Origin of the sequence: Streptomyces sp. NPDC048002, from assembly GCF_040653275.1 — a bacterium.
Lineage (GTDB): Bacteria > Actinomycetota > Actinomycetes > Streptomycetales > Streptomycetaceae > Streptomyces.
In genome coordinates this window covers 16,620-43,128 of the sequence record NZ_JBEZNL010000013.1, presented here as the reverse complement: position 1 = coordinate 43,128, position 26,509 = coordinate 16,620, and the positions used below count along the sequence as shown (strand labels likewise).

General features: G+C 71.3%; 18 protein-coding genes. 12 read left to right on the top strand and 6 right to left on the bottom strand.

The window, feature by feature from the left end; genetic code table 11:
- The first annotated feature begins 636 nt into the window (after positions 1 to 636).
- From AB0E07_RS18370 to AB0E07_RS18345, 6 genes are read left to right on the top strand one after another with little or no spacing between them, the layout of a single operon-like run.
- The gene (locus AB0E07_RS18370; RefSeq protein WP_362252523.1) at positions 637 to 2,697 is read left to right on the top strand and encodes a hypothetical protein; all 2,061 of its coding nucleotides are present in this window, start codon (positions 637 to 639) and stop codon (positions 2,695 to 2,697) included.
- Positions 2,694 to 3,686, top strand: a complete 993-nt coding sequence (locus AB0E07_RS18365) for a hypothetical protein (protein ID WP_362252520.1) — start codon at positions 2,694 to 2,696, stop codon at positions 3,684 to 3,686. The genes AB0E07_RS18370 and AB0E07_RS18365 overlap by 4 nt, the downstream gene beginning before the upstream one ends.
- The gene (locus AB0E07_RS18360) at positions 3,683 to 9,148 is read left to right on the top strand and encodes a DEAD/DEAH box helicase (protein ID WP_362252517.1); all 5,466 of its coding nucleotides are present in this window, start codon (positions 3,683 to 3,685) and stop codon (positions 9,146 to 9,148) included. The genes AB0E07_RS18365 and AB0E07_RS18360 overlap by 4 nt, the downstream gene beginning before the upstream one ends.
- A complete protein-coding gene (locus AB0E07_RS18355; RefSeq protein ID WP_362252514.1) occupies positions 9,148 to 10,887 on the top strand; it encodes a hypothetical protein in 1,740 nt (579 codons plus the stop codon). Before AB0E07_RS18360 ends, AB0E07_RS18355 begins: the two co-directional genes overlap by 1 nt.
- On the top strand, positions 10,887 to 11,690 hold the full coding sequence (locus AB0E07_RS18350; RefSeq protein ID WP_362252512.1) for a hypothetical protein: 804 nt from the start codon (positions 10,887 to 10,889) through the stop codon (positions 11,688 to 11,690). Before AB0E07_RS18355 ends, AB0E07_RS18350 begins: the two co-directional genes overlap by 1 nt.
- A complete protein-coding gene (locus AB0E07_RS18345) occupies positions 11,687 to 13,447 on the top strand; it encodes an Hsp70 family protein (RefSeq protein WP_362252510.1) in 1,761 nt (586 codons plus the stop codon). The genes AB0E07_RS18350 and AB0E07_RS18345 overlap by 4 nt, the downstream gene beginning before the upstream one ends.
- Before the next feature lie 173 nt (positions 13,448 to 13,620).
- On the opposite strand, the gene AB0E07_RS18340 is transcribed toward AB0E07_RS18345, so the two are convergent.
- The gene (locus tag AB0E07_RS18340) at positions 13,621 to 13,794 is read right to left on the bottom strand and encodes a hypothetical protein (protein WP_362252507.1); all 174 of its coding nucleotides are present in this window, start codon (positions 13,792 to 13,794) and stop codon (positions 13,621 to 13,623) included.
- Between the two features lie 157 nt (positions 13,795 to 13,951).
- Here AB0E07_RS18340 and AB0E07_RS18335 point away from each other — a divergent pair, with 157 nt between their 5' ends.
- Positions 13,952 to 15,259, top strand: a complete 1,308-nt coding sequence (locus AB0E07_RS18335) for a hypothetical protein (protein WP_362252505.1) — start codon at positions 13,952 to 13,954, stop codon at positions 15,257 to 15,259.
- Positions 15,260 to 15,717: 458 nt separating this feature from the next.
- Here AB0E07_RS18335 and AB0E07_RS18330 read toward each other — a convergent pair whose 3' ends face one another.
- The 4 genes from AB0E07_RS18330 to AB0E07_RS18315 all read right to left on the bottom strand — a co-directional run bounded on the left by AB0E07_RS18330 (position 15,718) and on the right by AB0E07_RS18315 (position 19,393).
- Positions 15,718 to 16,968, bottom strand: a complete 1,251-nt coding sequence (locus AB0E07_RS18330; RefSeq protein WP_362252502.1) for a hypothetical protein — start codon at positions 16,966 to 16,968, stop codon at positions 15,718 to 15,720.
- Positions 16,965 to 18,164 (bottom strand): dolichyl-phosphate beta-glucosyltransferase, encoded by a 1,200-nt coding sequence (locus AB0E07_RS18325; protein ID WP_362252499.1) that lies wholly within the window; start codon positions 18,162 to 18,164, stop codon positions 16,965 to 16,967. Before AB0E07_RS18325 ends, AB0E07_RS18330 begins: the two co-directional genes overlap by 4 nt.
- A gap of 193 nt (positions 18,165 to 18,357) precedes the next feature.
- The gene (locus tag AB0E07_RS18320) at positions 18,358 to 18,873 is read right to left on the bottom strand and encodes a hypothetical protein (protein WP_362252496.1); all 516 of its coding nucleotides are present in this window, start codon (positions 18,871 to 18,873) and stop codon (positions 18,358 to 18,360) included.
- 10 nt (positions 18,874 to 18,883) lie between these two features.
- Entirely contained in the window at positions 18,884 to 19,393 is a 510-nt protein-coding gene (locus AB0E07_RS18315) for a SigE family RNA polymerase sigma factor (RefSeq protein ID WP_362252493.1), read from the bottom strand.
- 167 nt (positions 19,394 to 19,560) lie between these two features.
- Between AB0E07_RS18315 and AB0E07_RS18310 the strand changes: the two genes are divergently transcribed.
- The 4 genes from AB0E07_RS18310 to AB0E07_RS18295 are packed head-to-tail and all read left to right on the top strand — an operon-like array spanning position 19,561 to position 24,677.
- The gene (locus AB0E07_RS18310) at positions 19,561 to 20,094 is read left to right on the top strand and encodes a GNAT family N-acetyltransferase (protein ID WP_362252490.1); all 534 of its coding nucleotides are present in this window, start codon (positions 19,561 to 19,563) and stop codon (positions 20,092 to 20,094) included.
- 7 nt (positions 20,095 to 20,101) lie between these two features.
- Positions 20,102 to 21,589 (top strand): ABC transporter substrate-binding protein, encoded by a 1,488-nt coding sequence (locus tag AB0E07_RS18305; protein WP_362252487.1) that lies wholly within the window; start codon positions 20,102 to 20,104, stop codon positions 21,587 to 21,589.
- A gap of 2 nt (positions 21,590 to 21,591) precedes the next feature.
- On the top strand, positions 21,592 to 23,448 hold the full coding sequence (locus AB0E07_RS18300; protein ID WP_362252485.1) for an ABC transporter permease subunit: 1,857 nt from the start codon (positions 21,592 to 21,594) through the stop codon (positions 23,446 to 23,448).
- Positions 23,445 to 24,677, top strand: coding sequence for an MFS transporter (locus tag AB0E07_RS18295; protein ID WP_362252482.1), 1,233 nt, complete (start codon positions 23,445 to 23,447; stop codon positions 24,675 to 24,677). The genes AB0E07_RS18300 and AB0E07_RS18295 overlap by 4 nt, the downstream gene beginning before the upstream one ends.
- Here the strand turns inward: AB0E07_RS18295 and AB0E07_RS18290 are convergent.
- Positions 24,620 to 25,390 (bottom strand): CDP-alcohol phosphatidyltransferase family protein, encoded by a 771-nt coding sequence (locus tag AB0E07_RS18290; RefSeq protein ID WP_362252479.1) that lies wholly within the window; start codon positions 25,388 to 25,390, stop codon positions 24,620 to 24,622. The genes AB0E07_RS18295 and AB0E07_RS18290 overlap by 58 nt on opposite strands.
- Before the next feature lie 105 nt (positions 25,391 to 25,495).
- Between AB0E07_RS18290 and AB0E07_RS18285 the strand changes: the two genes are divergently transcribed.
- A complete protein-coding gene (locus AB0E07_RS18285) occupies positions 25,496 to 26,479 on the top strand; it encodes a zinc-binding alcohol dehydrogenase (protein ID WP_362252476.1) in 984 nt (327 codons plus the stop codon).
- The last annotated feature ends 30 nt before the right edge of the window (positions 26,480 to 26,509 follow it).

Sequence of the window (26,509 nt, the reverse complement as noted above, 5' to 3'; positions counted from 1 at the left end):
AGGAGGAGGCGCGGATCCGGCGCTCGCTCGGGTCCCGGTCCGGCCCCCTGTCGGCCGCTGCCTGAATCCATTCCTCTTCATGCCCTCACGGCCCTCGACTAAGGGAACTGCTCGCGTGGCGACTTCAACTGGCTTTTCGATTAAGCACGTTCAGCAAACACGGGGAGATGCGAGAACATCTGGGCGCTCGCCCGGTCAGGGGGTCATGGATCGAAACCTCCACCACCGGACATGGGTAAAGGTGATCCTCAAGGAGATCGGGTCGGTCAGACATGCCGCCCGTTCCTCGGCACGGAACCTTTGGTTGTAGGGTAAATAAATTGGATTTCCTGGGGGTTCGCGGTGGGTGCTGTGATCGCTTCAAATGCATCACTCTTGGTGAGGTTTTGGCCATGCCTTTCGGGTGGTCCGTGCGGGCCCTGCAAGGGGCGCTCGTGGAAACGGTGGGGGATGAGTGCGACGTCTGCGCGTGTCGGGCGCCGTCGGGTTATGTCGGGCGGCGGTCAGTAGAGGGTGCGCCTGAGAGGGCGTTCGGCAGTGACCCGTTGCCAGTGGCGGGTTCAGGGTGACGCGGAAGACCGTTCCATGCCGGGGAGTTCACGAACAGGGCATTGGAACCTCTCTTTTGGGGACAGAGTGGACCATTCTTATCAGGCGTGGCAGGAGGTGCTGGCCGAGGAGTTCTTCGGACGACAGCACGCCGGCCACCCGACGCTGTTCTACATCGACGACGAAGTGGAGCAGGAGCTCAGGCACGGACACGGCATGGAAGAGCCCCTTGCCCAGTGCGTGGCCAGGTTCCTGCGGTTGGGGACCGCGGAACCGTACCGTGCGCTGGAGGACTACCGCTGGCGCATGTGGCAGCAGGACAAGGACGGCGTGCCCGCCTTCCTGCCGCTGCTGGCCTGCTCGGTGATCGCCGCGTCCCGGATGGTGAACGACCGGAGCCACCGGGCCACCGCCTACCATGCCCGCTTCTCCCAGTTGTTGACCGGCGACGAGAAGCGACTGGGCAGCCAGCAGTACGAGCCCATCTCCCGCATGTGGCAGGTATTGGCCTCCTGGCAGCACAGCCAGAAGGGCGCGCGGGGCCTGTGCACCCTTCCCGCCCCGGCCGACCTGCCCTCCAACCGAAGCATGATCGGGTTCGCCCAGTCCCAGTCGCTCCTCAGCGGCGCCGACCGGTCCTTCCTGCCGAAGCTCTTCCGGTCGTTGCGGGAACACGGCACGACCTGGCCGCTGCCGGGGGAGACGCTGCTGGCCCAGATCGAGATCCGGGGCATGGAGCAGCACTTCTCCAAGGGCTTCCGCAACGCTCTGCAGGAGGAGGAGTTCCGTCCCTTCCTCGCCAAGCTGATCGGCAACTACGCCGCTTCCTGGGACGGTTCGGACGCGCTGGTGCCCACCGGTGTCACCCGGGCCGAACTGCTGGTGCGGCTCGACGCGGGCCGTCTCAGGTGGGTGGCGCGCCTGCGCTGCGCGGAGCAGAAGAAGCGCATCGAACTCAAGGACGGCGTCGTCCTCGATCAGCTCGGCGACACCGCCTACTACGAGGTGACGGGCCTGCCCGCCCCGAGCGCGGACACCCTCACCCGGGGTATCCGCCGCGACGGGGACAACCTGGTGCTCAGCCGCCCCTCCTCCTCCGTCCTGGTGCTCGCGCGGGACGACGTGCTCGGTGTCTGGGCCGGCACCGACGGCTTCCGCCCGGGAGAGGCGCACGTGGTGCTCGCCGCCCCGAGTGCGCAGCGGGACGTGCAGCGGCTGTTGGACAAGGCCGCGACCACCGGCCGAAGCGCCGACACCAGCAAGCTGGCCTGGGTGCCGCAGGGCTGGTCCCTGCACAAGCCCGTCACCTTCGACGACGCGGTCACCCTGCGTCGGGCGCTCCGGGAGGTCCAGGGCGCGGTCGGCCTCCTGCAGCCCCCGGCCCAGTTCAAGCTCCGCCTCGAGGGCGGTCTGAAGCTCGCGCCCTCGCTCGATCCCCACCTGTATCTGCGGGGAGGCGAGCCGCAGGTGGTCCTCCCGGACGCTGTGGAAGGCACGGGCACCCTCCTGATCGACGGAGAGGAGCGGCCCGAGCTCAGGAAGAGGATCGCCGCGGGCCGCTCCGTCCCCCTGGCCGTGCTCCGGCTGGAGCCGGGCCGCCACACGGTGAGCTACGCAGGCGCCGAAGTCGGCTTCGCCACCGCGGACCAGGCCGTCGCCGAACCGAGGATGACCAAGGTCTGTGGCTTCACCGTCGCGGACGGCAAGGCCTCCGAGTCGCCCTCTCTTCTCGTCGAGCAGACCCTGCCGACCGGCATCACCGGTGCCGACTGCACGGGCGCCACCACCCAGGACGCGACAGCAGCGATGGAGCTGTGCCGTCGTGACGCGGACGAGGTCCTGTTCGCGGCGGCCGACGGTCGACTGTGGACGTTGGAGGCCCCGGAACAACCGGACTGGTGGGCAGAACGTCTTGCCGACACCCCCGCCCCGCTCCGCTTCGAGGCCGACTTCCACGGCATCGGCGGCTGGCTCCTGGAGCGCCGCAGCGGACGCTGGAAGGGCCGCCCGGTGAACCCCGGAACACCGAAGCCGAAGACCGCCGGCAACCCGCGGGCCTGGACCCGCGCCGTCCTCAACGCCCAGCAGGCGTCCTTCGACCTCTCGTGGGCCGCGTACGTGCAGGCAGCGAAGGAGCTGGACCGATGACGGGACCGATGAGCAGCACCGAGTTCGGCGGGATCCTCCTGCGCTGGCTGAGCGAGAGCCGCAGCGGCAAGGCGTCCGCACTGCGCGACGGTGTCCGCAACCAGGCCCAGGCATGGGGCCTGGAGCTGGCCGAGTACGCCGACTGGGACTGGATGCGCAAGGTCGCAGCCCTCGGGTTCATCGACGTGGACCTGCGCGCCGACCGCTGGTCGGTCGCCCCGCCGGTGCTGACCAGGCTGCCCCACGCCGACGGGCTCGCCGTGCTGACCGGCGCGCGCACCGCGCGGATCAGCATGCGCGTCGAGGAGGCGGCGCAGGAGTGGATGGAACTGATCGCCGTCCCTCACCGACCGGAGGCAGGTGAGGCTCCGCTGCCCGACACCCTCCTGTTCCAGTACGAGGACCCGCGGATCCTGTGGGAAGCGGCGGAGTTCTTCGGGGCCCGCTACGTCCCCTGCGCCGCCCTGCAGTTGATGGAACTGCTCCCGCAGGCGGCACCGGGCCCCGAGTCCGCACCGCCCGGTGGGAGCACCGCCGACACGCTGGAGAAGTACGAGTTGCCCCGCCAACGGTTCGTCCCCGTGGCACGGGACGACGAGGACGGCCTCTACCGGTGGCGCGGAGCCGACTACGCCCGCCTGACCCGCGTCCGTCGCAACGGCGTCTTCCACGCGGTGGAACGCGAGACGGGCATCTACCTGGAGCTCGCCCGCCACCGCACCGGCGCGATGCGCTGGCGGCCGGAATCCGGCAAGGGACGCGCCGGCCTCGGCCGACTCTTCGTCGACCGGTACGCGCCACTGCCCGCCCTGCATGAACGCGCGGTCGTCCTGTGCAGCGGCTTCCCGCCCTCGACGGGCAAGCAGGCGCAGACCCGCGCGTACGACAACGTGCCGAGGGCGCTCGCCGAGGCGATCGCGGCCTCGCTGCAGCAGAACCTGGAGACCATGCCGCGACAGGTGGCGGCCACCGTCGGGAGGACCGAGTGAGCGCGGAACAGCGGACCACGGCGGTGACGAACACCGATGTCCAGGACGTCATGGGCACCTTCGACGACCTGCGCAGCGCGCTGTTCCGCTATTACGACACCCCCTTCAGCGTCGACGATCGTTCCGTCATGGAGGAACGGCGCAACCTGCTGGACCGGGACAACGGGGCGTGGCGCGACCCGCTGATCGAGCTGCGACCGCAGTACGCCTCCCGGGGCGTCAGCATCGCGGAGTCCTTCGCGGAAGCAGGGGCACACCCCGACGCGGCCGATTTCGCCCGCTTCACCCTCCCCGACGGCGTGACCAGCCTCTACCAGCATCAGCACGACGCCTTGGTCGCCGCCTGCGAGGGCAAGGACTTCGTGGTCACCGCGGGCACCGGTTCCGGCAAGACGGAGTCCTTCCTGCTACCCGTCCTCGCCGACCTGGTCGCCGAGTCCGCCCACTGGCAGGGCACCCGTGCGGTCCAGCGGGAATGGTGGCAGGGGGACGGCGACCACGTGCCCAGCCGACAGAACGAGCACGGGCATCCCGCGGCCATGCGCGTGCTGATTCTCTATCCCACCAACGCCCTCGCCGACGACCAGTTGGTCCGGCTGCGGAAATCGCTGGACAGCCGTGAGGCCCACGCCTGGCTGGACCGGAAGCGCAACGGACACCGCTTCTACTTCGGCCGCTACACCGGAGCCACCCCTGTCTCCGGCAGCCGCGATTCCGAGCCGGCGACCTTCCGTCTCCGGCAGTACCTGCGAGAGGTCCAGGAACGGCAGCACAAGGCCGACGAGACGCTCGACGAGGAGCTGCGACCCTTCATCCCGCGCCTCGGCGGAGCGGAGATGCACGCCCGCTGGGACATGCAGGCCGCGCCACCGGACATCATGATCACCAACTACTCGATGCTGAACATCATGCTGCTCCGCAAGCAGGAGGAGCACATCTTCAGCGCCACGAGGAAGTGGCTGGAGCAGACCCCCGGCGCCCGCCTCACCCTGATCCTCGACGAGCTCCACATGTACCGCGGCACGGCCGGCACCGAGGTGGCCTACCTGCTGCGCAACCTCCGCCACCGTCTCGGCCTCAACAAGAACCCCGAGAAGCTGAGAGTGCTCGCAGCCTCCGCCTCCCTGGAGGCGGGCCGGGACGACGACTTCCTCGACGGGTTCTTCGCCCTGCCCGGCTCCCGGCGCGTGATCATCCCCGGAAAGGCGAGGGAGATCCACGGCGAGGGCGACCTGGCCGCTCACACCGAACGCCTCACGCAGGCCGCGAAGGCTCCCGTCACCCAGGACGAAGCCGTCACCGTGGCACGGGAGACCGGCCTCGGTCCGGCGCTCCAGCGCGCACTCACTCCGGGCGGCAGGTCTCGTGCTCTGCCCGCCCCCGAACTGGCGGCAAGTCTCTTCCCGGGCGTCCCGAAGGAACAGCGTCTGGACGCTCTGCACGGCGTGCTGCGCATACTCGGCTGCGCGCAGGACGCCGAACTTCCCCAGCTCCGGGCCCACTTCTTCTTCCGGAACATCGAGGGCATCTGGGCCTGCTCGGACCCGAACTGCCCCCACATCCCCGTGGAGCACGGTCCCGAACGCCGGGTCGGCCGGCTCTTCGCCGAGCCCACCTCCCGCTGCACCTGCGGCGCCCGCGTGCTGGAGCTTCTCTCCTGCCAGGCCTGCGGCGACCTCATGCTCGGCGGGTACGCCAGCCCCAAGGACACCCAGCGGCGCAAGTTCACCGGTGCACTCCACACCGACTTCCCGGACCTGGACCTGCTCCCCGACGAGGCCAGCGGCGCACCCACCGCGGCGAACTACATCGTGTACTGGCCGCGCACCAAGGGCCTCGGCCTCGACGACCCCAGTTGGCACGCGGGCCTGTCCGACGGCGGGCCACAGGTCGAGTTCGCGTTCCGTCGCAGCGCCTACCAGCCCGCCACCGGCCGCCTGGAGAACCGGGACGTCCAGCACACGGGATGGTCGTTCCACATCTCCGTGCCCCTGGACAAGGAGGGCAGGAAGCCGGCCTACGACCCGGCCCGGCTGCAGGCCTTCCCCACCCGCTGCCCCGCCTGCGGCGACGACTGGGAGATCAAGTACGACAGGGACGGCCGTTTCGTCCCGCTGGAATCCCCTGACCGGCTGCGCAACGCGCCGGTCCGGCGGATGCGCACCGGCTTCTACAAGATCAACCAGGTGCTGGTGACCGAAGCGCTCGGCCACCTTCCCGACGGCCGGCGCAAGGCGATCGCCTTCTCCGACAGCCGTGACGACGCCTCCGAACTCGCCAGCGGTCTTGCCCTCCGCCACCACCAGGACCTTCTCCGCCTGCTCAGCGCCCAGGCCGTCGAGAGCCAGGGGGATCCCTTCGGAGACCTTCAGACGGTGAAGGGCCACTACGCCGGTGAGCCGGTCGATCGTGCGGCTGCCCGCGCGGCCGTGGCACGGATGCGGGACCGCGACCCGGCGGACTGGGGACGCCTGAAGGCGATCCTCACCGACGACCTCGACGCGGAACCGGAACTCCTGCCGGACCTGGAGCGGAAGTTCTCCGAACTGCCCTCCCTGGACGACCTCGCCTCCGACCTCGAAGGCATGCTGCTGAAGTACGGCACCAATCCCGCCGGTCCCGCGGCCTCGCTCCAGCAGACCTCGGCCGGACAGCCCTGGACCGCGCTCTACAACTGGGAACGGGATCGGGCAGCGGTGACGGAGACCCAGGCGCAGGAGGATCTCCTCAGCCGCATCCGTTCCCGCCTCCGGCTCGAGACCATCGGCAGCCTCTTCTCCGGCGGCGGCCGTGACTTCGAATCGCTCGGACTCGGCTGGCTCTGCCTGTGCGACGACCGCTCACCCTTGGAGATCGGCCCGGACAGCGACCAGGCCGTGGCGCGTGCCAGCCTGCGGATTCTCGGCCTGATGCGGCGCTTCACCCGGATACGGGCCTCGCTGCAAAGGCCGCCCGCGCCCCTGAAGCGTTTCTGGACGCAGGTGGCCGAACGTCAGGGCACCGATCTGCAGATCATCGAGGACCGGGTACTCGGCGTGTGGAAGGACGCCGTGGTCGACTACGTCATCAAGCCGGAGAAGGTGGCACTCCGCCCCGGCGAGAACAAGACATGGACGTGCCGTTCCTGCCACCGGCCGCACCTTCACCCGGGCGCGGGGCTGTGCACCAAGTGCCAGACGCCGCTGCCCGCCGTGCCTCAGCAGTACGACGGAGTCCTCGAAGACGACTACTATGCATGGAAGGCCGCCCACCGCACCGGTGACTTCCCCCTGCGAACCGCGGAACTGACCGGCCAGACGGACCGGTTGGAGGCCCAGCGTCGGCAGAGCCTCTTCCAGGACGTCTTCCTCGGCGACAACGACGTTCCGCAGGCGGACGGCCTGGAACTGCTCTCCGTGACCACGACCATGGAAGCCGGAGTCGACATCGGCCCCCTCAACACCGTGATCATGGCGAACATGCCGCCCACGCGCTTCAACTACCAGCAGCGCGTGGGGCGTGCGGGCCGACGCAACAGCCCGGTCGCCGTAGCTCTCACCGTCTGCCGTGGCCGCAGCCACGACGAGCACTACTTCGCTCGACCGGAAGCGATCACCAACGATCCGACTCCGCCGCCCTACCTGGTCCTCGGCATGGTTTCCGTCTTCCGCCGGGTCCTGCTGGGAGAGGTCCTGCGCCAGGCTTTCGAGCCCCTGCAGCCGGAGGACCGCCGGAAGGGGCCGGACATGACGACCAACGTTCACGGACAGTTCGGCCTCGCCGCCGACTGGCCGACGCACCGTGGCGCCGTCCGCCGCTGGATCGCCGAACATTCGGAGCGCATCAGGGCCGCTGCCGCCGCGCTCCGGAGCGGAACACCGGAGAACGTCGCCGCCCTCGACCCGGTATCCGTCATCGGCGAACTCCTCGCTCAGGTCGACGAGGTGGCGACTCGGACGGTCGGCCACCCCGACCTCAGTCAGCGTCTGGCGGAGGCGGGCCTTCTGCCGATGTTCGGCTTCCCGACCCGCTCCCGCCTCCTCTACCGGAGCATCCCGCAGAAGACCTTCCCCTGGCCGCCGGCCGACTCCGTCAACCGCGACCTGGCCGTCGCCCTCAGCAAGTTCGCACCGGGCAGCGAAACCCCGCAGGACGGCCGCCTGCTCCGTTCCAGGGGAGTGGTCTCCCTCGTGCCGAGCGGCCGCGGAGTGCAGGCCGCCGAAGACCCCTTCGGACCGGAACAGTTGGTCGCCATGTGCCGGATCTGCTCCCACGTGGACCCGCAGGCCGTCGTCGACCCGGAAACCGGGAGCGCCGGCACCTGCCCCGCCTGCGGCGCGGAGAGCAAGTACTACAGGGCCGTCCCCTTCCGGGAGCCCGCAGGCTTCCGGGCTGCCCACGAAGCACGGGACTACGACGGCTACCGGGAGCTCGGCTCCAACGCCGTCAGCGCGCGTACCGCCACCGACCTGGAGAAGACCGCCCCGCGCATCCACCGTGCCGCCGACGACTGGATGGTCGTCCACACCGGCAGCGGCGATCGCTACATCATCAACACCAACGCCGGAAAGCTCTTCAGGTTCGTCAAGAACACCGGCCCGTGGCGCGGATACCTGGCGCTGGACAGCCCCAAGGCGGAGGCCGACCTGGAGATCGCCCTCGGCGCCACCCAGCACACCGACATGCTCTTCATCGGAGCCAAGGGCGCCCTCGACACGGTCCGGGGCCTCCGCTTCGACATCTCGAAGTCCCAGCAGATCGACGGCTTCCCCGAGGCGTACCACGGGCGGCGCGCCGCCTGGTACTCGCTCGGGGCCCTGCTCCGCCGTGCCGCCGCCCCGCACCTGGACGTGCAGCCGGAGGAACTCCTCAGCGGCATCCACGGCTCTGACGCCCCGGTGGCAGCTCCGGTCATGGCCTACCTGGCGGACAGCCTCGACAACGGAGCGGGCTTCAGCACCTACCTCGGTTCGCAGGACCACATCGAGGAGTTCCTCCAGGCTGTCGACCGCTACGTGCACGACCTGGAGGCCGACCGCCATGCGCTGAACTGCCGCAGCTCCTGCTACGCCTGCCTGCGCGACTACGCCAACATGCGCCTCCACCCGCTGTACGACTGGCGGCTCGCCCGCGATCTCACCGACGCCCTGCGCGGTCGGAAACTGCAGATCGATCCGAACGAACACGCCGTCCTGCTGAAGGGTTGGGCGGACGAGGAGCCCAACGTCAGTCTGAAGGAGACCGCTGTCGGACCGGTGGCGCTCTTCACGTCGGACTTCACGGGCGAGCCCATCGCGGTCGCCGTCAAGCATCCTCTGGAGTCCGCCGCCGATGAATGCGGGAACGAACGGCTGCGGGCCCTGCGCAACGAGGTCCGTGATGGAGGCCTCGCCACCAGGATCGCCTTCGCCGACTCCTACAGTCTGGACCGGACCCCTGCCGCGGTGATCGAGCAGGTGCACATCTTCGCGGAGGAGCTCTGATGGCGTCAGGAATCCCGCTGGGAGCGGGCCACGACGAGCAGGCCCACCGGGAGGAGCTGCGGCAGCGCGAGATCGCCCGCCGCCTCGCCCTTCGCCAGGCCCGCGCCCAAGGGCGGACCGTGGGGAAAGCCCCGCAGGACGCGAAAGGCACGGGCGGCCGTGCTCCGGTCGTTCCGCCGCAGAAGCAGCCGGAACCGGAACCGGCCATGCCCCCGCCGGTCCCCGACGGATTCACCGACCGACATGCCTGGGAGCGCGCCCGCTCCTTCGCCCAACTGGTGCTGTCCGACGCACTGAAGACGGAGCCCAGGACGCTTTCCGCGCGGAAGCTGGCGCGGGCCGCGGCCGATGCGGCGTCCCGGCAGGAAGATCCGGTCTCGGGCGTCTCCCTGCTCGCGATGGCACAAGACCATGGGCTGGACGTCTTCGACGGACGACTCGACGAACGCGCCCGCGCCCTGTTGGAGGACAAGCCGCTGCCGCTCCTGGGCGAGCCGGGCAGTATGTGGCAGATCTACCAGGACGACCGTCGCCTGATGGAGACCAACCTGCCGGCTCCCCGGCAGAGGGCGCTCCTGGCGAATCTTCCCCGGCCCCTCCTCGACGACTACATCGACGACGAGTGGATCGGCGCGGTCCCCGAACGCGACGGCACCTCCCGTGCCGCCTACTTCCGCGCCCGCCTGGACCCGGCGTCCCTCACCGACGAGGAGATGGACCTGTTGGCCTGGCCCCTGGAACGGGAGCGCCGGGAGGCGGGTCCGGGAACGGAACCCGGCCGCGACTGGCCGCAGGACTGGCGCCTGCTGGTCAGGCTCCAGGCCAACGATGCCAAGGCGGTCACCGAGGCGTGGACCGACCTCCTGCCGCCGACACAGAAGCTCCTCGACACCCTGCGCGAGGTCAGGTGCTCCCGAGCGGTGCCGGACGACCTCGTCGCCGACGAGCGACTGTGGGTTCTCCTGGAGCGGATACACCCCGGCGTGCACAGCACGAGCAACAAGAGATTCAACGGCTGGATCGGCGTGCGGACCCTGGTCAGGGCCGTGCGGCAGATGCACCGTGCCCTCCTCCGCGGGGACGAAGAGACGGCGGAACAGCGTATGAAGGCGGCACTCACCATGGCCGCAAGACTCCGGCACCACTCACAGCCGGTGCGCTGGGAGGCCCAGAACGTTCAGGCCTACTTGCGTGCCGACCAGGAGGTGACCGAGTCCCTCAAACTCCTGGAGCAGGACGCGGAAGGCCGTCCCCCCGTGCCGGACCAGCTCGGCGGAGGTGCCGTGGCCGCGCTGCGGAAGAATCGGAGCTTCCTGAAAGACCGGCCCCTCGGTGAACGCGGGCAGCCGCTCAACCCGCATCTGGTGCTCGGCGTGCCGGACGGGGCGGACGACTGGAAGAAGGCATGGCGAGCGCTGCGGAAGGAGCTCGACGACAGCGGCCGCGTCCGAATCAACTGGGCCAAGGACGTGATCGAGAAGGCCGAGCGGGAGGAGCAGGAAGTACCCTCGCTCACCGTCCCGCTCGCCCCGCACCGCTGGAAAGACCCCCTCGGCACGAGCCCGCGGCTGGAACTTCCGCCCGAGCCCTTGCAGAGGCTCACCGAGCCGCCCACGGACAGCGACCGCGCGTGGTCTCGCACCGAGGCGGCCCGAGAAATAATCACCAGGGCGACGGAACGCCTTTCCTTGGCTGCTGAAGGCCCCGCAGCCCTTGAAGACCCAGAGAGCAGCACATAGTGAACAACGGAGCCGCCGGTAAAGGCGACAGTGGTTCTGACCCCCATGCTCAGAACCAGGAGCATGAATCGACGGACGGGAGCGTACGAAGCCTCGGTGAGGCCAGGGCTGCGGAGAAAAGGCCTTGGAGGCACGCCGACAGTGGCATCCCCGAGTTCAGTCCAGGGACACTGGACGCGGCCGCGATCCTGAAGTCGGTCAACGAGACGCTCCTGCCCGTAATAGAGAAGGAGCTGGCAGCGGCGACGGACAAGTTGGGCGCAGCCCTGGCCGACAAGGAGACCGGTGCCGATCTGGTCTCCGCCCTCCGGACCGAACTGATGCGTCGAGTGCTTCCCCAGTTCACCGATGCAGTTCGCAAAGGTGTGCTGGAGAGCATGCGTACGCGTCAGATGCACCTGGCCCAGTTGGCCGTCCTGCACCGGCAGGCGTTGGAGGCCAAGAAGTTGACAGCGGTCGTGACCCGCCTCGACCACGAAGCGGCGAAGGCCGGCCTGCTGATCGTCGGTGACGCCGGCGATCAGTCACTGTTCAATGTCGTGGAGGACCAGCCCGGCGTGATGCAGAGAGGCCCGGTCACCTTCGAACTCGTCGTGCCTGCCTACGTCGACAAGGAGTCCGGAAAGCTCGTTGAACGCGGCTGGCTGCGTGCCGTTGCCGGACGGGAAGCTCCTGCGCCGGGACTTGCGGATCCCAGTGCTGAAACAGACGTGGAGGACCTGGCTCCGGTGCTGACCTACAGGCAGACGCTGCGTGCTGCGGTAAGCGGGCGACTTGGCATGACGCAAAGGGGAACGCGATGACTTTCGGTATCGACTTCGGCACCAGCAACTCTGTGGTGGCCCACTGGAACGGCCACACCACCGAAGTGGTGCCGGTCGACGGCGACAACATCCCCGCCCAGTGGCAGATGTCGGAGTTCGAGCAGCTCTTCCCCTCCGTGCTGTCCGTCCGCGACCTCCAACGCACCCTCTGCTTCGGCTGGGAGGCGAAGACCGGCACCAGTGAGCCGCTCGACGCCGTGAAGCGGATGCTCGGCACCCGCTCCGGCGCCGAGAGGGACGGTGACACCGACGGCTTCGAGGTCGCGGCCCAGCTCGAGGAGCACCACGTCTGGGTCGGATCGGAGACGTTCCACAGCACGGTCGCAGCCGCTTCCCTCTTCAGCCGGATGAAGGAAGGCGTCTCCGCCCAACTGCTCGACCTCTCCGACGCGGTCGTCACCGTCCCCGCCAACGCCACGGGTGGTGCCCGCTACCGCACCCGCGCGGCGGCAGCGCTCGGCGGAGTGAAGGTCAGGGCCCTGCTCAACGAGCCCACAGCGGCTGCGATCTCGTACGTCCGCGACGTCCCGATCCCGGGCCGTTTCCTCGTCTTCGACTGGGGCGGCGGCACCATCGACGTCACCGTCCTGGAGTACGACGACGGCCTCTTCGAGGAGCAGACCTCCCGCGGCATCACCGCTCTGGGGGGCCTGGAGTTCGACAACGCGCTGGCCAAGCTGATCCAGCAGAAGATCGGCCTGACCGCGGACCAGCTCACCAAGGCCGAAAAACGCCGGTGGCGCCGTTCGGTCGAACTGACGAAGATCGCCTTGTCCTCCGTGCCGATGGACGGCGCGCTCTTCTTCGACCTCCCGGTCGGCCTCGCCCCTTCGATCTCGAGGCGTGAGGTGAGGATCACCGCGGCCGAGTACACCGAGGCGATCAGCGAGCTCATCACCCGAGCCCTGGAGCCGGTCCAGCAGGCTCTGGAAGACCTCGCCATCACCGCGGACGACATCGACTCGGTGCTGATGATCGGCGGCACCTCGCAGATCCCCCAGGTGCGTCACGCGCTGGGCGAGCTCCTCGGGCACGACCGCATCGTCGACAGCGGCCTGTGCCGGCCCATGACCGCCGTCGCCCGAGGCGCCGCTATCTACGCGGCCTCCCTGGATGGCGAACTCGGCGACGACAGAGACTTCTCCCTCGTGACCAGCTACGACCTGGGCGCGGCCGTCAGCGCGGGCGAACAGAAGGGCTTTCGCGCCATCATCCGACGCAATGCCACGCTCCCTGCGGAGGGTTCGTCCACCTTCTACCCGAACATGCCGGGCGCTTCGTCCGTGCGCGTGACGGTGATCGAAGGGGAGGTCGGCTACTCGGCTGACAGCGACCGTGCCTTCCCCCTGGCCAACATCGAGGTGGATCTCCCCACGCGCGAACAGGACAGCCGGCGGAACAAGATCGAGATCAAGTTCCGCTACAACGAGAGCGGCATCCTGCGCTTCACCGCCACCCACGCGGAGACCGGCGTGGTGCTTGCCGAGCGGGAGATCGACTCCTTCGGACCCGACGGCACCCCACTGCAGCACGGTCTCGACGATGAGCTGACCCGCCTCCTGGCGCACACCGTCCGCCCGTTCGCCGATGGCTCCTCCACCGTCCGGCACCTCTCGGCAGCGGAAACGGCCAACGCCCGCCCCGCACCGATCGACATGTCCGTGCGCGTGGTGGAGGCCGACCCGGCCGTGACGGTCAACGGCGAGCCGCAGGGCTTGGTGACGGGGGGACTTTGACCAGCCTCTGCACTTTGGTGGGTGAATTGCGGGTGCGCCAGAGCGCGCTCCACTGTTGCGGCAGATAGCGGGGGCCAGCGGATCCTGTCGCTGGCCGCCGGTGGCCTGGACGCCCGCCTTGCCCAGGCCCCCGGCGGCGAACTGGACCATCTCGACTTCTTTCAAGTCCTCTGTCAGGACGAGATCACTCGACGCGAGACCGCCACCTTCGAACGCCCCCGCAGGACGCCGCCCGCGCTCAGCACCTCGTCTGCCCTGTCGATCAGCTCCGGCTTGCGCATGCGTCGGCCGAACTCGACCGACGTGATCTGGTCCTCCCACAAATCGGTCTCGCTGGCCCGCATCACGATCCGCCGGTCCCGGCCACCGTTGCATGTGTGGGCGCCGCCCCTACGTTGTGAGATCGTCAGTTCACGGGGAGACAGAGCCCGTAGCTGCATAAACGAGGTTCATGCCGTTCATGTCGGGCGGCAGCCGCTGTTTTTGGAACACAAGGGGGAGACGATGACGGACGATCGCAAGGCAGCCGTTCCGGTGTGGACGCTGGCGACCGGTGACGTCCGGGTGCCGGCAATAGCCGGAAACGAGCCGATGACGGCTGAGCGCCTGGCTGAACTGCGCGGGGTGCTGGCCGCCCTGGCCGCCGCGCCGATCGCCACACTTGAGGTGCATCCGCTGCCCGACAAGCTCGACCGCAGCCGAGGTATCCCGCTCGATGCCGCGAGTCCCCTGGCGCAGCACCTGTCACAGTTCATCACGCAAACGACCCGAACTTCCCTTACAGCGGCCAGGGCGACTGCTGCCGGCGAAAACCTCTATCGCATGGTGGTTCCGGCGAAGGTCGCCGCCCAGTTTGGTCAGGGCATCGTTCGCCCGATGGCGTCGAAGGCGGCGGCCGGTGGCATCCACAGTGCACTCATGAACTCGACGGGCATCGCCGCCAATGCGACGTTCGTGCCAGTCGGTAAAGCGGCGGCAGCAGGCGCGGTCGGCGGAGCCGGTGCGACAGCCGGTCTCGCGGCCGCCGGCAGCGCGGCGCTCACCGTGGCCGCGCCGCTCGTGCTCATGGCCGTAGCGGTGGGCGTGAGCGCGCATGCCGACTACAAGCGCCAGCAGGCTATCGAGCACATCACAGAACTGCTGGAGCAGCTGCACGAACAGAAGCTCGAAGAGGAGCACAGCGAACTCGACGGCTGCCGCGATGCCATCGACAAAGCCACCGCCATTCTGCTCGACCAGGGCAAGCTCGGAATCTCCCTGGGACTGGACTCGGCAGTGCACGCCATCAACACGGCGCTGGGCGCCGCTGATCGCCGCCTTGCCCGGTGGCAGAACGCACTCGACAAGCTGCCCGAGGGTAAGTCGGTCGAAATCGGCACGCTGGCCAAGTCGTTCCCCGGCGTCGACGAGCATGGCGGCATGTTCCGCTCCCACCTCGAACTCGCTGCCCTGGCCATTGCGCTGAAGCGGAGGGTCGTCGTCCTGCAGGCTGTCGAGCATGCCCAGGACAACCCTGACAACTTGTTCGAGACGTTCACCCGCGAGCTCAAGCGCGACCAGCAGCGCCTCGACGAACTGGAGTCGAGCATTGCCGGCGTCCTGGAACGCTTGTCGGCGCTGGAGCTGGCAGGTCCGCAGGGTCTGCGGCCCGTCTTCACGACCGGTGAAGTCGATCGCCTGATGCGCGCGGCAAACCGGATTCGCAAGCTGGGCGACGGCGTCATGGTCAACAGCCGCACGACAGACGTGGCGATTGAGATTGCCCGCAGTAAGGACGGCTCGGTGGTCGTGTTCCCTGCGCTGTCCGCGTAGGCGTAGGCGCGCTCGCACTCACGTGGTGCCGGGTGCGGGGTTGCCCGACCTCGAACGCGATGATGACCTACGGCCACGCAGTCGACGTAACTGAGGGTGATGCTGGCCGTTGCGACCGGCCTAGCTTGGTCCAAGGTGTAATCGGGCATGGGACTCTCCAGCTCATGCTGCCTGCGACCTGGGAGACGCAGAGAGTGCTGCACGGAAGCTGGGCGGACGAGCCACCTCGGGGGCGCAAGCGCATCCCATCAAAAAAATTGCGTGTGCATATTCTCGGGGGATGATCTTGCGACTCGCGGGAACCTCAACATCAATTGGCCTTGTTGTGCCTGGTCAAGGGATCTCGTGAACGACCCACCAGCAGTACGGAAAAGACCCCTGTTCACCAGGGGTCTTTCGCGTTTCCCAGCCACGCGGCCGCCGGACCCGACGGCCCCGCCGCCCCGACGGCCCCGCCCCTACGGCACCCCCAGCTCGAACAGCACATACCCCGCGTACGACCCGGAGGCCGCGGCCGCGATGCCGAGGGGCCAGCACAGCGCGCGGGTGCTGAGCCTGCGCAGGGCGACGGCGAGCGGGAGGAAGAGGGGGAACGCGGGGAGCAGGTAGCGCGGGACGTTGGCGAAGATCTGCTGGCTGCCGAGGATCAGGGCCATGGTCAGCACCGTGTACACGACCAGCACGACGGGCGGACGCAGGCGCAGCAGCAGCCCGAGCGTCGTCAACGCCAGCAGTACCGTGCCCACGGCGAGCACGTCCGCGAACGGGTAGGCGAAGAGATAGTCGAAGTGGCCGACCGGGACGGACGTGAGGACGTCCAGGGTCTGCTCGCCGTAGTCGAAGGTGTGCGCCCAGGCGCCGTCCTGGAGCTTGAAGTAGCCGCCGTAGTCGCCCATTTCGTGGCCCACCCAGGCCAGATATCCGACCAGGCCGAGCGGTGCCACGGCCAGCGCGAGCAAGGGGCGCAGCACGCCCTCCCGCCGGCGGTGCCGGTGCAGGGCCAGGACGACGGCCACACCGAGCGCCGCGATCAGGGCGCCCGCGGTGGGGCGGTTGAGACCCGCGAGGAAGGTGAGCAGGCCCGCGGTGAGCCAGTTGCGGAGGATCATCGCGTGGCAGGCCCAGACCGCGAGGGCGACGTACAGGGAGTCCGAGTACACCGCCCACTCCACGCCGGAGCCCGGCCACACCGCCCACAGCCCGGCCGCGGCCAGCCCCGCCTGCCGGCCGCCCAGGGCTTCGGTGACCGTGAAGACGCCGAGGGCCGCGGCGAAGGAGGCGAGGACGGACACCAGCAGGCCGGAGCCGTACGAACCCAGGCCGGTGGCCTCCGCGACCAGGCGCATCAGCGCCGGGTAGAGGGGGAAGAACGCCGCCGAGTTGCCTTCGAGGGTGATCATTCCGGTGGCGCCGGGGACCGGGACGAGCGCGGGGTCGTAGCCGTGCTCGGCGATCTGCCGGTACCACCAGCCGTCCCAGGTGGCCAGCACGTCCCAGGGGTGCTCGCCCCCGCCGAAGCGGGGGTTCTTCTCCCGGAAGTCGCCCGCGGAGTGCAGCAGCAGGAGGAAGACGGCGAAGCCGGTCGCCTTCAGTACGCCGTACAGGGCGAGGGCCGGGCCGTAGCGTTCGGCGGCGCGGCGCGGCCACGGGCGTTCGGGGCGCGGGTCCTCGGGCAGCCGGGCGTTCCAGGTGGCGACGGTGGCGTTCATCGGACGGCCCCCGTCCCGAAGACCCAGGCCCGCAGTAGCAGGAAGCGCAGCAGGGTCGCGGTGAGGTTGGCGGCCACCAGCACGGCCAGTTCCGTCGCGGCGGACGCGTCGGGTGCCGCGTGGTGCAGCGCGGCGAGCGCCCCTGCGGTCAGGGCCAGCCCCAGGGCGAAGACCAGCAGCCCGCGCGTCTGGTGCCGCAGCGCCCCGTCCCGGCCGCGCACCCCGAAGGTGAACCGCCGGTTGGCGGCCGTGTTGGCCATGGCGCACACCAGGAGGGCGAGCGCGTTGGCGGCCTGCGCCCCGGTCGCCGGACGCAGGGCCGCGTAGAGCAGCAGATGGGCGACCGTGCTGACCGCGCCGACCAGGGCGAACCGGAGGAGTTGGGGGAGCGGCCCGTGCCGGGTCCCGTCGGTCGGCAGGGCGCCGCGCGCCAGGGATCCGCCGATCCGGGCGATCCCGCGCAGGTCGGCCAGGGCGGTGGCGACCACGTCGACCCGGCTGTCCGGGTCGTCCACCCAGTCCACCGGCACCTCGTGGATGCGCAGCCCGGCCCGCTCGGCGATCACCAGCAGCTCGGTGTCGAAGAACCACTCCTCGTCCCGGACCAGCGGCATCAGCCGCTCGGCGACCTCGCGGCGCACCGCCTTGAACCCGCACTGTGCGTCGGAGAAGCCGACGGCCAGAGTGGAGCGGAGCAGGGTGTTGTAACCCCGGGAGAGGAACTCCCGCTTCGGCCCGCGCACCACCCGGGACCCGGGCGCGAGCCGGGTGCCGATGGCGAGGTCGGAGTGCCCGGAGATCAGGGGCGCGACCAGCGGCAGCAGCGCGGCCAGCTCGGTCGACAGATCGACGTCGACGTACGCCAGCACCGGCGCCGGCGACTGCGACCAGGCCGCCCGCAGGGCCCGGCCCCGGCCCTTCTCCTCCAGCCGCAGCCAGCGCGTCCCGGGCAGTTCGCGGGCCAGCCGGGCGGCGATGCGCGGGGTGGCGTCGGTGCTGGCGTTGTCGGCGACGGTGATGCGGAACGGGTAGGGGAACCCGGCGCGCAGATGGGCGTGGAGGCGGCGGACACTGCGCTCCAGGCCGGCCTCCTCGTTGAAGACCGGTACGACGAGGTCGAGAACGGGGTCGTGGAGGTTCGCGGAGATCGGCTGCCGGGTCGGCGCGTGCTCCCGCCGCGTCCGTTGTTCGTTCACTGGTCGTCCTTGTCTGTGCGCCGTCGCGCTGGTCTTTGCGCCGTCGAGCTGGTCCGTGCGCTGTCAAGCCGGTCCGTGCGCTGTCGAGCCGGTCCGTGCGCGTCGCGGGACATGGCGAGGGCGGCCGGGGCGGGGTCACGTCCCGCGGCGCCGGCGCGGTCGGGGGTGCGGATGCGGCGGAGGAGAGGCGGGGTCAGGGGGAGCTGGACGCCGGCGGGGGTTCCGACGACGTCTCGGTGGGCGTGTGCGAAGGGGGCGCCGACACCGACTCGGTGGCCGTTCTCGTCGCGCCGGCCGTGGCCGGGTCCGGCGTCGGGTCCGGGGCCGACGCGGTGTCCGACACCGGCGGTGACTCCGAGTCCGTGGGCGACGGCGTGTACGAGGCCGGGGGTGAGGTGGGCACGGAGGTGTCCGTGGAGGAGGGCGGCGCCGAGGTCGCGGTGGGTTCCGGCCCCGAGGTCGACGGGCTGACCGTGGGGGCCGGGGCGGGGGAGCTGGGCTCGACCCGCTGGGATCCGTCCGGCCGGAGCAGCAGGGCCAGGGCGAGCGCGGCCACCGCCAGCACCGAACCGGCGGCGTTGCGGGCCGCCCGCAGCCGGCGCCGGATCCGTACCGCTTCGTGGAGCCGGTTGCGCTGCCCGGCGTCGTAGGGGCTGTACTCCTGGGAGGAGCGCATCAGTTGGCCGAGGCGCTGTTCGAAGTGGTCCATGGCTCCTCCTTCACCCCACCGGTTCGATCACGTCGGACAGCAGTTCCCGCAGCCGGGCCACCCCGCGGGAGGCGTGCGAACGGGCCGTCCCCACCGGGCAGCCGAGCACCTCGGCGACCTGCCGGTCGGGCAGGTCCTGGTAGTAGCGCAGCACCACGGCGGCCCGTTGTTTCGGCGACAACCGGGCGAGGGCGGCTTCGAGGCGGGAGCGTTCGGCGACCGCGGCGGACACATCGCCCGCCGTCGCCACCTCCGGCACCTCCTCCACGGGCCGTTCGCCCCACCAGCGGCGCCGGGCCGAGCGGGCGGCGGCCCGCGCCATGATCTGCCGGACGTACGCCTCGGGTGCCTCGTCGCCGACCTTCGTCCACACGAACCAGAGCTTGACCAGGGACTCCTGGAGCAGGTCCTCCGCCCGGTGCCGGTCCCCGCCGGTCAGCAGACGGGCGAGATGGAGCAGCCCCGACCACCGGGCGGCCACGAAGCCGTCGAACTCACCCTCCTCAGCCCGCCGCTCCACCTGACCCCCGTTGTCGTCGCCGGTCCCCTACATCTGTGAGAAGGCCCTGGCCCCCCTGTGGCGCTGCACTTCGAACGAGTGATCTGGGCCACAGCGTGCCGATCGACGCGGATAGGGGCGGGGAGGGCGATGATCGCACGTTCAACCTTCTTGCATATGATGCGCAAGTGCACAGCTACGACATCAGGGCGGCCGGCCCGGACGACATCGGTGGTGCCCGGGCCGTGATGCTCGACACCGTCTACCGCGACTTCGGCACGGGCTACGTGCCCCGCTGGCACGCGGACATCGTCGACCCGGCTGCCGCCTACCTGGCTCCCGACCGGCACACCCTCCTCGTCGCGGTCGACGCGGACGGCGGGATCGTGGCCACCGCCGCCCTCGACTCGCGCGGCCCCGCGCACCCGCCGAACCCCCTCACCGTCGCCGAGCGGTTCCCTTCGGGGGAGACCGCCCAGCTCCGGCGCGTCTACGTGCGCCCCGAGCACCGGCGACGCGGGCTGGCCCGGCGGTTGGTGCGTGAACTGCTCGACTTCGCCGCAGCGGACGGGGGTTACCGGGCCGTGTACCTGCACACCGACCCCGCCGTGCCGGGCGCCGAGGCGTTCTGGCGGTCTCTCGGGAAGGTCGCGCACGACGAGCGCGAGGACGCCGGGGGCGGTCAGGGAATCATTCACTTCGAGATAGCGATGGGGCGGTAGTACGAGCGTGCGCCGAGTCCGATTCCTCCTGGCCCTTCTGCTCGCCCCCGTCCTCACCGGCTGTTTCGCCTCCTCCGGCGGCGACTCCGCCGAGGACGCCTCCGGAGGCTCCCGGCTGCGGGTCGCGCTGGCCTTCCCGCCCGCGGAGAACCTCTCGCCGTACGGGGCCGACGCCACCATCCTCAGCCGCCTCGGCGTCACCGAGGGACTGACCTCGCTCGACGCCAACGGCGCCGCGGCCCCCGCGCTCGCCGCCTCCTGGCGCCGCGAGTCCGCGCGCACCTGGGTGTTCAGCCTCCGCGAGGCGACCTTCCAGGACGGCACCGCCGTCACCCCGGCCGCCGTCGCCGCCTCCCTCACCCACGCCACCGAGGCCGAGCCCGCGCCCGCCGCGCTCACCGGTGCCGGCCTCACCGCGAAGGCCGACGGCGCCAGCGACGTACGCGTCACCACCGACGCACCCGACCCGGTGCTGCCGCTGCGGCTGTCCAGCCCCTCGCTGGCCGTGCTCTCCGCCCGCGCCTACGCCGCCGACGGCCGGATCGACGTCGTGGGCACGGCCACCGGACCGTTCGCGCTCGCCAAGGTCATGGGCTCCACCGCCGCCACGCTCGACCGCCACGACGACTACTGGGGCGGCCGGGCCCAGGCGCCCGGCATCGACGTGAAGTTCATCGCCGACGGCACCGCCCGCACCAGCGCGCTGCGCACCGGTCAGGTCGACCTCGCCGAGGCCGTTCCCGTCGCCCAGGCCGCCTCCCTCGACCAGGGCACGCGTGCGGCCACCGCCACCACGCGGACCACGAGCCTGCTGCTCAACGCCGCGTCGGGGCCCTTCGCCGACCCCGCCGTCAGGGCCGCGGCACGCGAGGCCGTCGACCCGTCCGTGCTCGCCGAGGACGTGTACGAGGGGTACGCCGACGCCGGCGCCGGCATCTACGGACCCGCCGTCAGCTGGGCCGAGGGCAAGCGGCAGCGGCCGTCCGGGCGCGCGGAGGCCAAGGGCGCCGAGGGCACCTCCCTCACCCTCGCCACCTACAACAACCGGCCCGAACTCCCCGAGGTCGCCCAGGTGCTCGAACAGCAGCTGGAGGACGCCGGGTTCGACGTCACCCTGGAGGTGCGCGAGTACTCCCGGCTGGAGAGCGACGCCCTCGCCGGGAAGTTCGACGCCGTCGTCCTCGCCCGCAACACCCTCCTCGACACCGGCGACCCGGTCTCCGTCCTCGCCGGGGACTACACCTGCGACGGCGACTACAACCTCGCCCAGCTCTGCGACAAGGACGTCGACCGGGCCGTCGCGAAGGCCGAGGGCGTCGCCGACACCGCCGAACGGCAGGACGCGGCGATGGCCGCCGAGGCGGCGATCCTCGGCACCGACGCCGTCGTCCCGCTGGTCCACCAGCAGATCATCACCGGTGTCGCCGACTCGGTGCGCGGTGCGCTCCTGGACCCCTACGAGCGCACCCTCGTCGGCGTCGGCACCCGGCGCTGACCGTGCGCCGGCAGGCGGGAGCCCTCCTGTGGCGGGCGGGGATCGCGGTCGCCCTGGTGTGCGCCATCGGCGTACTGCCCTGGATCTCGCACACCGACCCGGCGCTGACCGTGCTCAGGACACGGTCGGCCGACCGCGACCCCACGCCCGAGGTACTGGAAGACATCAGGGCTCAACTGGGCCTCGACGCGGGCCCGTTGCACCTCCTCGGGAGCTGGGTGGGCGGGCTGTGGCGCGGTGACCTCGGCACGTCCTGGGTCAGCGGCGGCGAGGTCGGGCCCGACGTCGTCCGGGCGCTCGCCGTCTCCCTGCTGCTGATGGGCGTCGCCCTGCTGGTGGCCGTCGTCACCGCGGCGCTGATCTGCGCCCGCACCCTCCACCTCGGGGCCCGCGGGCGTCTCGGCCCCCGACGTGCCGGAGGCACCGGCTCGGCGGTGCTCGCCGCGCTGCCCGAGTTCCTCACCGCCACCGTGCTCGCCACCGTCGTCGGCGTCCAGCTCGGCTGGCTGCCCGCCCTCGGCTGGTACGGGCCGCGCTGGACGGTGCTGCCCGCGCTCGCCCTCGGCCTGCCCGCCGGGGCGGTGCTCGGCCGGCTCCTCGACGACCTGCTGCCCGGCGCCTTCGCCGAACCCTGGGCGCAGGCCGCCGCCGCCCGCGGACTGACCGGCCGACGCGTCGCCCGGCAGGCCCTGCGCCGCAGCCTGCCCGGACTGCTCCCCAACACCGGCCTGTTCGCCGTCGGCCTGACCGGGGGAGCCGTCGCGGTGGAACAGATCTTCGACATCCCGGGCCTCGGCCGCACCACCCTCCAGGCGGCCCTCGCCCAGGACCTGCCCGTCCTCCAGGCCGGCACCCTGCTGCTGGTACTGCTCGCGGCGGCCGCCGCCGGACTCGCCCGGCTCGGCACCCGCCTCATGGTCGGCCCCGCCCTCCGCGACGGCGCCCTGCCCTCCCTGCACCGCCCCACCGCCCCCGCCCGCGGGCTCCAGCCGCTCTGCTACGGCGCCGTCCTCCTCGGCGTCATCGCCGTCGGCCTGCCCCGCGACCCGCTCGCCGTCGACACCGGCGCACGGCTCCGGGCGCCCTCCGCCCAGCACCCGTTCGGCACCGACGCGCTCGGCCGCGACCTGCTCGCCCGGGTCGCCCACGGCGCCCTCGACACCCTGCTCCTCGCCCTCGCCCTCACCGCCGTCGCGCTGGTCACCGGCGTCCTCCTCGGACTCGTGCCGAGGCTCTCCGGGCCGCTCGTGGACACCGCCACGGCCCTCCCGCCCGTACTCGTGGCCCTCCTCGTGACCGCCGTCGCCGGCGGCGGCCCCGCCACCCCGGCGCTCGCCGTGGCCGCCGTCGCCTGGGGGCCGCTGGCCGCGCACACCTCCGCGCTGCTGCGCCAGGAACGCGCCGCGCTCCACATCACCGCCACCCGGGCCCTGGGCGCGGGCCGGGGCTACCTGCTGCGGCACGAACTGCTGCCGGCGGTCCTGCCGTCCGTCACCCGCCACGCCCTGCTCCGCCTGCCCGGAATCGCCCTGTCCCTGGCCTCCCTCGCCTTCCTCGGCCTCGGCGCCCAGCCGCCGTCCCCCGAGTGGGGTCTGCTCCTCGCCGAGAACCAGCCCTACGCCGAACGCGCCCCCTGGGCCGTCCTCGCCCCCGCCGCCCTGCTCGCCCTCCTCGGCGCGCTCGCCGTGACCTCGGCCGGGGGAGTGCGCCCGCGCCGCGGGCCCGCCTCGCGGCCGACGGAGCCGGTGACCGACCCCGCGTCCCGGCCGACGGAGCCGGTGACCGACCCCGCCTCCCGGCCGGCGGAGCCGGTGACCGACCCCGCCTCCCGGCCCGCGCGGAAGGCGACCGCCCGGTGAGCGGCACGCCCGGCCGCGCCCGGCTCTCCCCGCTGCTGCGGCTGCTGATCCTCACCCAGCTCGCCTTCAACATCGGCTTCTTCGCCGTCCTGCCCTTCCTCGCCGAGCACCTCGGAGCGGCGATCGGCATGGCGGGCTGGCTGGTCGGCTTCGTCCTCGGGCTGCGCACCTTCAGCCAGCAGGGGCTGTTCGTGGTCGGCGGGGCGCTCGCCGACCGGTACGGCGTCCGGCCCGTCGTCCTCGTCGGCTGCGCCCTGAGGATCGCCGGGTTCACCTGGCTGGGGTTCGCCCAGGAGACCTGGTCCGTCATCGGCGCGGTCCTGCTCGTCGGCTTCGCCGCCGCGCTGTTCTCCCCCGCGGTCGAGTCCGAGGTCGTCCGGCAGGCCGTCGTCCACGAGCGGGAGGGCGGCTCACGGACCCGGGTGCTGGCCCTGTTCACCGTCGCCGGACAGGCCGGCGCGTTCGTGGGGCCGCTGATCGGCGCGCTGCTGCTCGGCTTCGACTACCGCACGGTCTGCCTGAGCGGCGCCGGTGTCTTCGTGCTGGTCCTCGCCGGCCACGCCCTGCTGCTCCCCCAGCACATCCCCGGACGGCGCCGCGTCGGAGTCAGGGGCGGCGTCGGACCGCTCCTGCGCAACCGGGGCTTCCTCGCGCTGTGCTGCGCGTACGGCGCCTGTCTGCTCGCCTACAACCAGCTCTACCTCGCCCTGCCCGCCGAGGTGGAGCGGGTGACCGGCTCCCAGACCGCGCTGGCCTGGCTGTTCGCGCTCTCCTCGGTGCTGGTGGTGACCGCCCAGCTCCCCGTCACCCGCTGGGCGGGGGAGCGGCTCTCCGCGCGCTCCTCCATGGCGGCCGGACTGCTGCTGGTCGCGGGCGGGTTCGCGGTGGTGGCCGTGCTGCCCGCCGAAGGGCTCCTGCCCGTAGCCGGGTTCGTCGTCCTGCTCACCTTCGGCCAGATGCTCGTGGCACCGGCCGCCCGGGCCTGGGTGCCCGACCTCGCCGAGGAGGGGCGGCTCGGCCTGTACACCGGGGCGCTGTCCTCGGTCTCCGGCCTGATCGTGCTGGCCGGCAGCTCGGCCACCGGCGCGCTGCTCGACAGCGGGCTCCCACGGGCCGTTCCGTGGCTGGTCCTGGCCGCCGTACCGCTCGCGGCGGTGGCGCTGCTGCCGCGTCAGACCGCGACCAGTTCCTCGGACTCCCCGGCCGCCCCGGTCACGGCGGATCCCTGAACCCGCGAGGTCCGCCACAGCCACAGCACGTCCCGGCCGAACGACCACAGCAGCGCGGCCAGCGCCGTCGCCACCACACCGAACTCCACCGGAAGCGGCAGCAGACCCGAGGCCGCCAGCAGCAGGAACACACCCTGGAGCGCGGCCACCGTCTTGCGCGCCGTGCTCGGCGGCAGGGGGGCGTTCAGCCACGGCCAGAAGCGGGCGGCGGCCACGAAGCCGTACCGCATGCCGCCGATCAGCAGGACCCAGGGGCCCTGGCTCATCGCGACGTACACGCTGAGCACCAGGATCAGGAACGCGTCGACCTCCATGTCGAACCGCGCGCCGAGCGCCGTCGAGGTGCCGGTGCGGCGGGCGACCTTGCCGTCGACGCCGTCCAGGATCAGCGCCACGGCCGTCAGACCGACCAGCAGGGTGAGCGGCGGGGGGCTCTGGAAGGAGTCGGCGACCAGCGCCGTGACCCCGCCGACCAGGATGGAGCGGCCGAGCGTCACCCGGTTCGCCGGGCCGAAGGAGGTCAGCCGCGAGCGGTGCAGGGCCCGGGAGAGCACCGCCCAGGTGGCGATCGCGAAGGCCAGTCCGGTCAGCCAGCCCGCCGGGCCCATGCCGATCGCCGTGCCGAGCAGCGCCAGCACCAGGATCTGCACGCCCGCTCCGAGCGCCGTCTCCTGCTGAACGAGCCTCGCGTCGTAAGTGTGGTTCAGGGCCACCGAACATCCTCCGGCCGTGTGACAGAGTCGATCAACGCCGCGTACTGTGCGCGGCCTGTGCACCTCGGTACGTGAACCACTTCCCGATCGTTCAGGAGGACGCGGATGAAGCCACCCGCACGGGCGTTCTGGCTCAGCAGTCCGGGTGAAGGCGAGATCCGGGAGGTCACCCTTCCGCCGGTGTCCGAGGGCGAGGTACGGGTCCGGGCGCTCTACTCCGGCGTCAGCCGCGGCACCGAGACCCTCGTCTTCCGCGGCGGCGTGCCCGAGAGCCAGCACCGGGCCATGCGGGCGCCGTTCCAGGAGGGCGACTTCCCGGCGCCCGTGAAGTACGGCTACCTCAGCGTCGGAGAGGTCGAGGAGGGCCCCGCCGACCTCGTCGGCCGCACGGTCTTCTGCCTCTACCCGCACCAGACGCACTACGTCGTCCCGGCCTCCGCCGTCACCCCCGTCCCCGCGGACGTGCCCGCCGAACGGGCGGTTCTCGCGGGGACCGTGGAGACCGCCGTCAACGCGCTCTGGGACGCCGCGCCGCTGGCCGGCGACCGGATCGCCGTGGTCGGCGGCGGCATGGTGGGCTGTTCGGTGGCGGCGCTGCTGGCCCGCTTCCCCGGCGTGCGGGTGCAGTTGGTGGACGCCGACCCGGCGCGCGCGAAGACCGCGGCGGCGCTCGGCGTCGACTTCGCCCTGCCCGGGGACGCGCGCGGCGACCGCGACCTCGTGGTGCACGCCAGCGCCACCGAACAGGGACTCGCCCGCTCCCTCGAACTGCTCCGCGCCGAGGGCACGGTGATCGAACTGAGCTGGTACGGCGACCGGAAGGTGAGCCTCCCGCTCGGTGAGGGCTTCCACGCGCGGCGGCTCGTGATCCGCAGCAGCCAGGTCGGCACCGTCTCCCCGGCCGCCCGCCCCGGCCGCACCTACGCCGACCGGCTCGCCCTCGCTCTCGAACTCCTCGCCGACCCCGCGCTCGACGCACTGGTCACCGGGGAAAGCGCGTTCGAGGAGTTGCCCGAGGTGATGCCGGGGCTCGCGTCGGGCGCGATTCCGGCGCTGTGCCACCGCGTGCGGTACGGCACGAGCGCCTGACCTCAGAAAAGAGTGAGAGACGGCTGAACA

Excerpts from the sequence above, each read along its gene's own strand:
- AB0E07_RS18345 (WP_362252510.1), top strand. The coding sequence starts at position 11,687 with ATGACTTTCGGTATCGACTTCGGCACCAGCAACTCTGTGGTGGCCCAC.
- AB0E07_RS18335 (WP_362252505.1), top strand. The coding sequence starts at position 13,952 with ATGACGGACGATCGCAAGGCAGCCGTTCCGGTGTGGACGCTGGCGACC.
- AB0E07_RS18365 (WP_362252520.1), top strand. The coding sequence starts at position 2,694 with ATGACGGGACCGATGAGCAGCACCGAGTTCGGCGGGATCCTCCTGCGC.
- AB0E07_RS18285 (WP_362252476.1), top strand. The coding sequence starts at position 25,496 with ATGAAGCCACCCGCACGGGCGTTCTGGCTCAGCAGTCCGGGTGAAGGC.
- AB0E07_RS18355 (WP_362252514.1), top strand. The coding sequence starts at position 9,148 with ATGGCGTCAGGAATCCCGCTGGGAGCGGGCCACGACGAGCAGGCCCAC.
- AB0E07_RS18330 (WP_362252502.1), bottom strand. The coding sequence starts at position 16,968 with ATGAACGCCACCGTCGCCACCTGGAACGCCCGGCTGCCCGAGGACCCG.
- AB0E07_RS18320 (WP_362252496.1), bottom strand. The coding sequence starts at position 18,873 with ATGGACCACTTCGAACAGCGCCTCGGCCAACTGATGCGCTCCTCCCAG.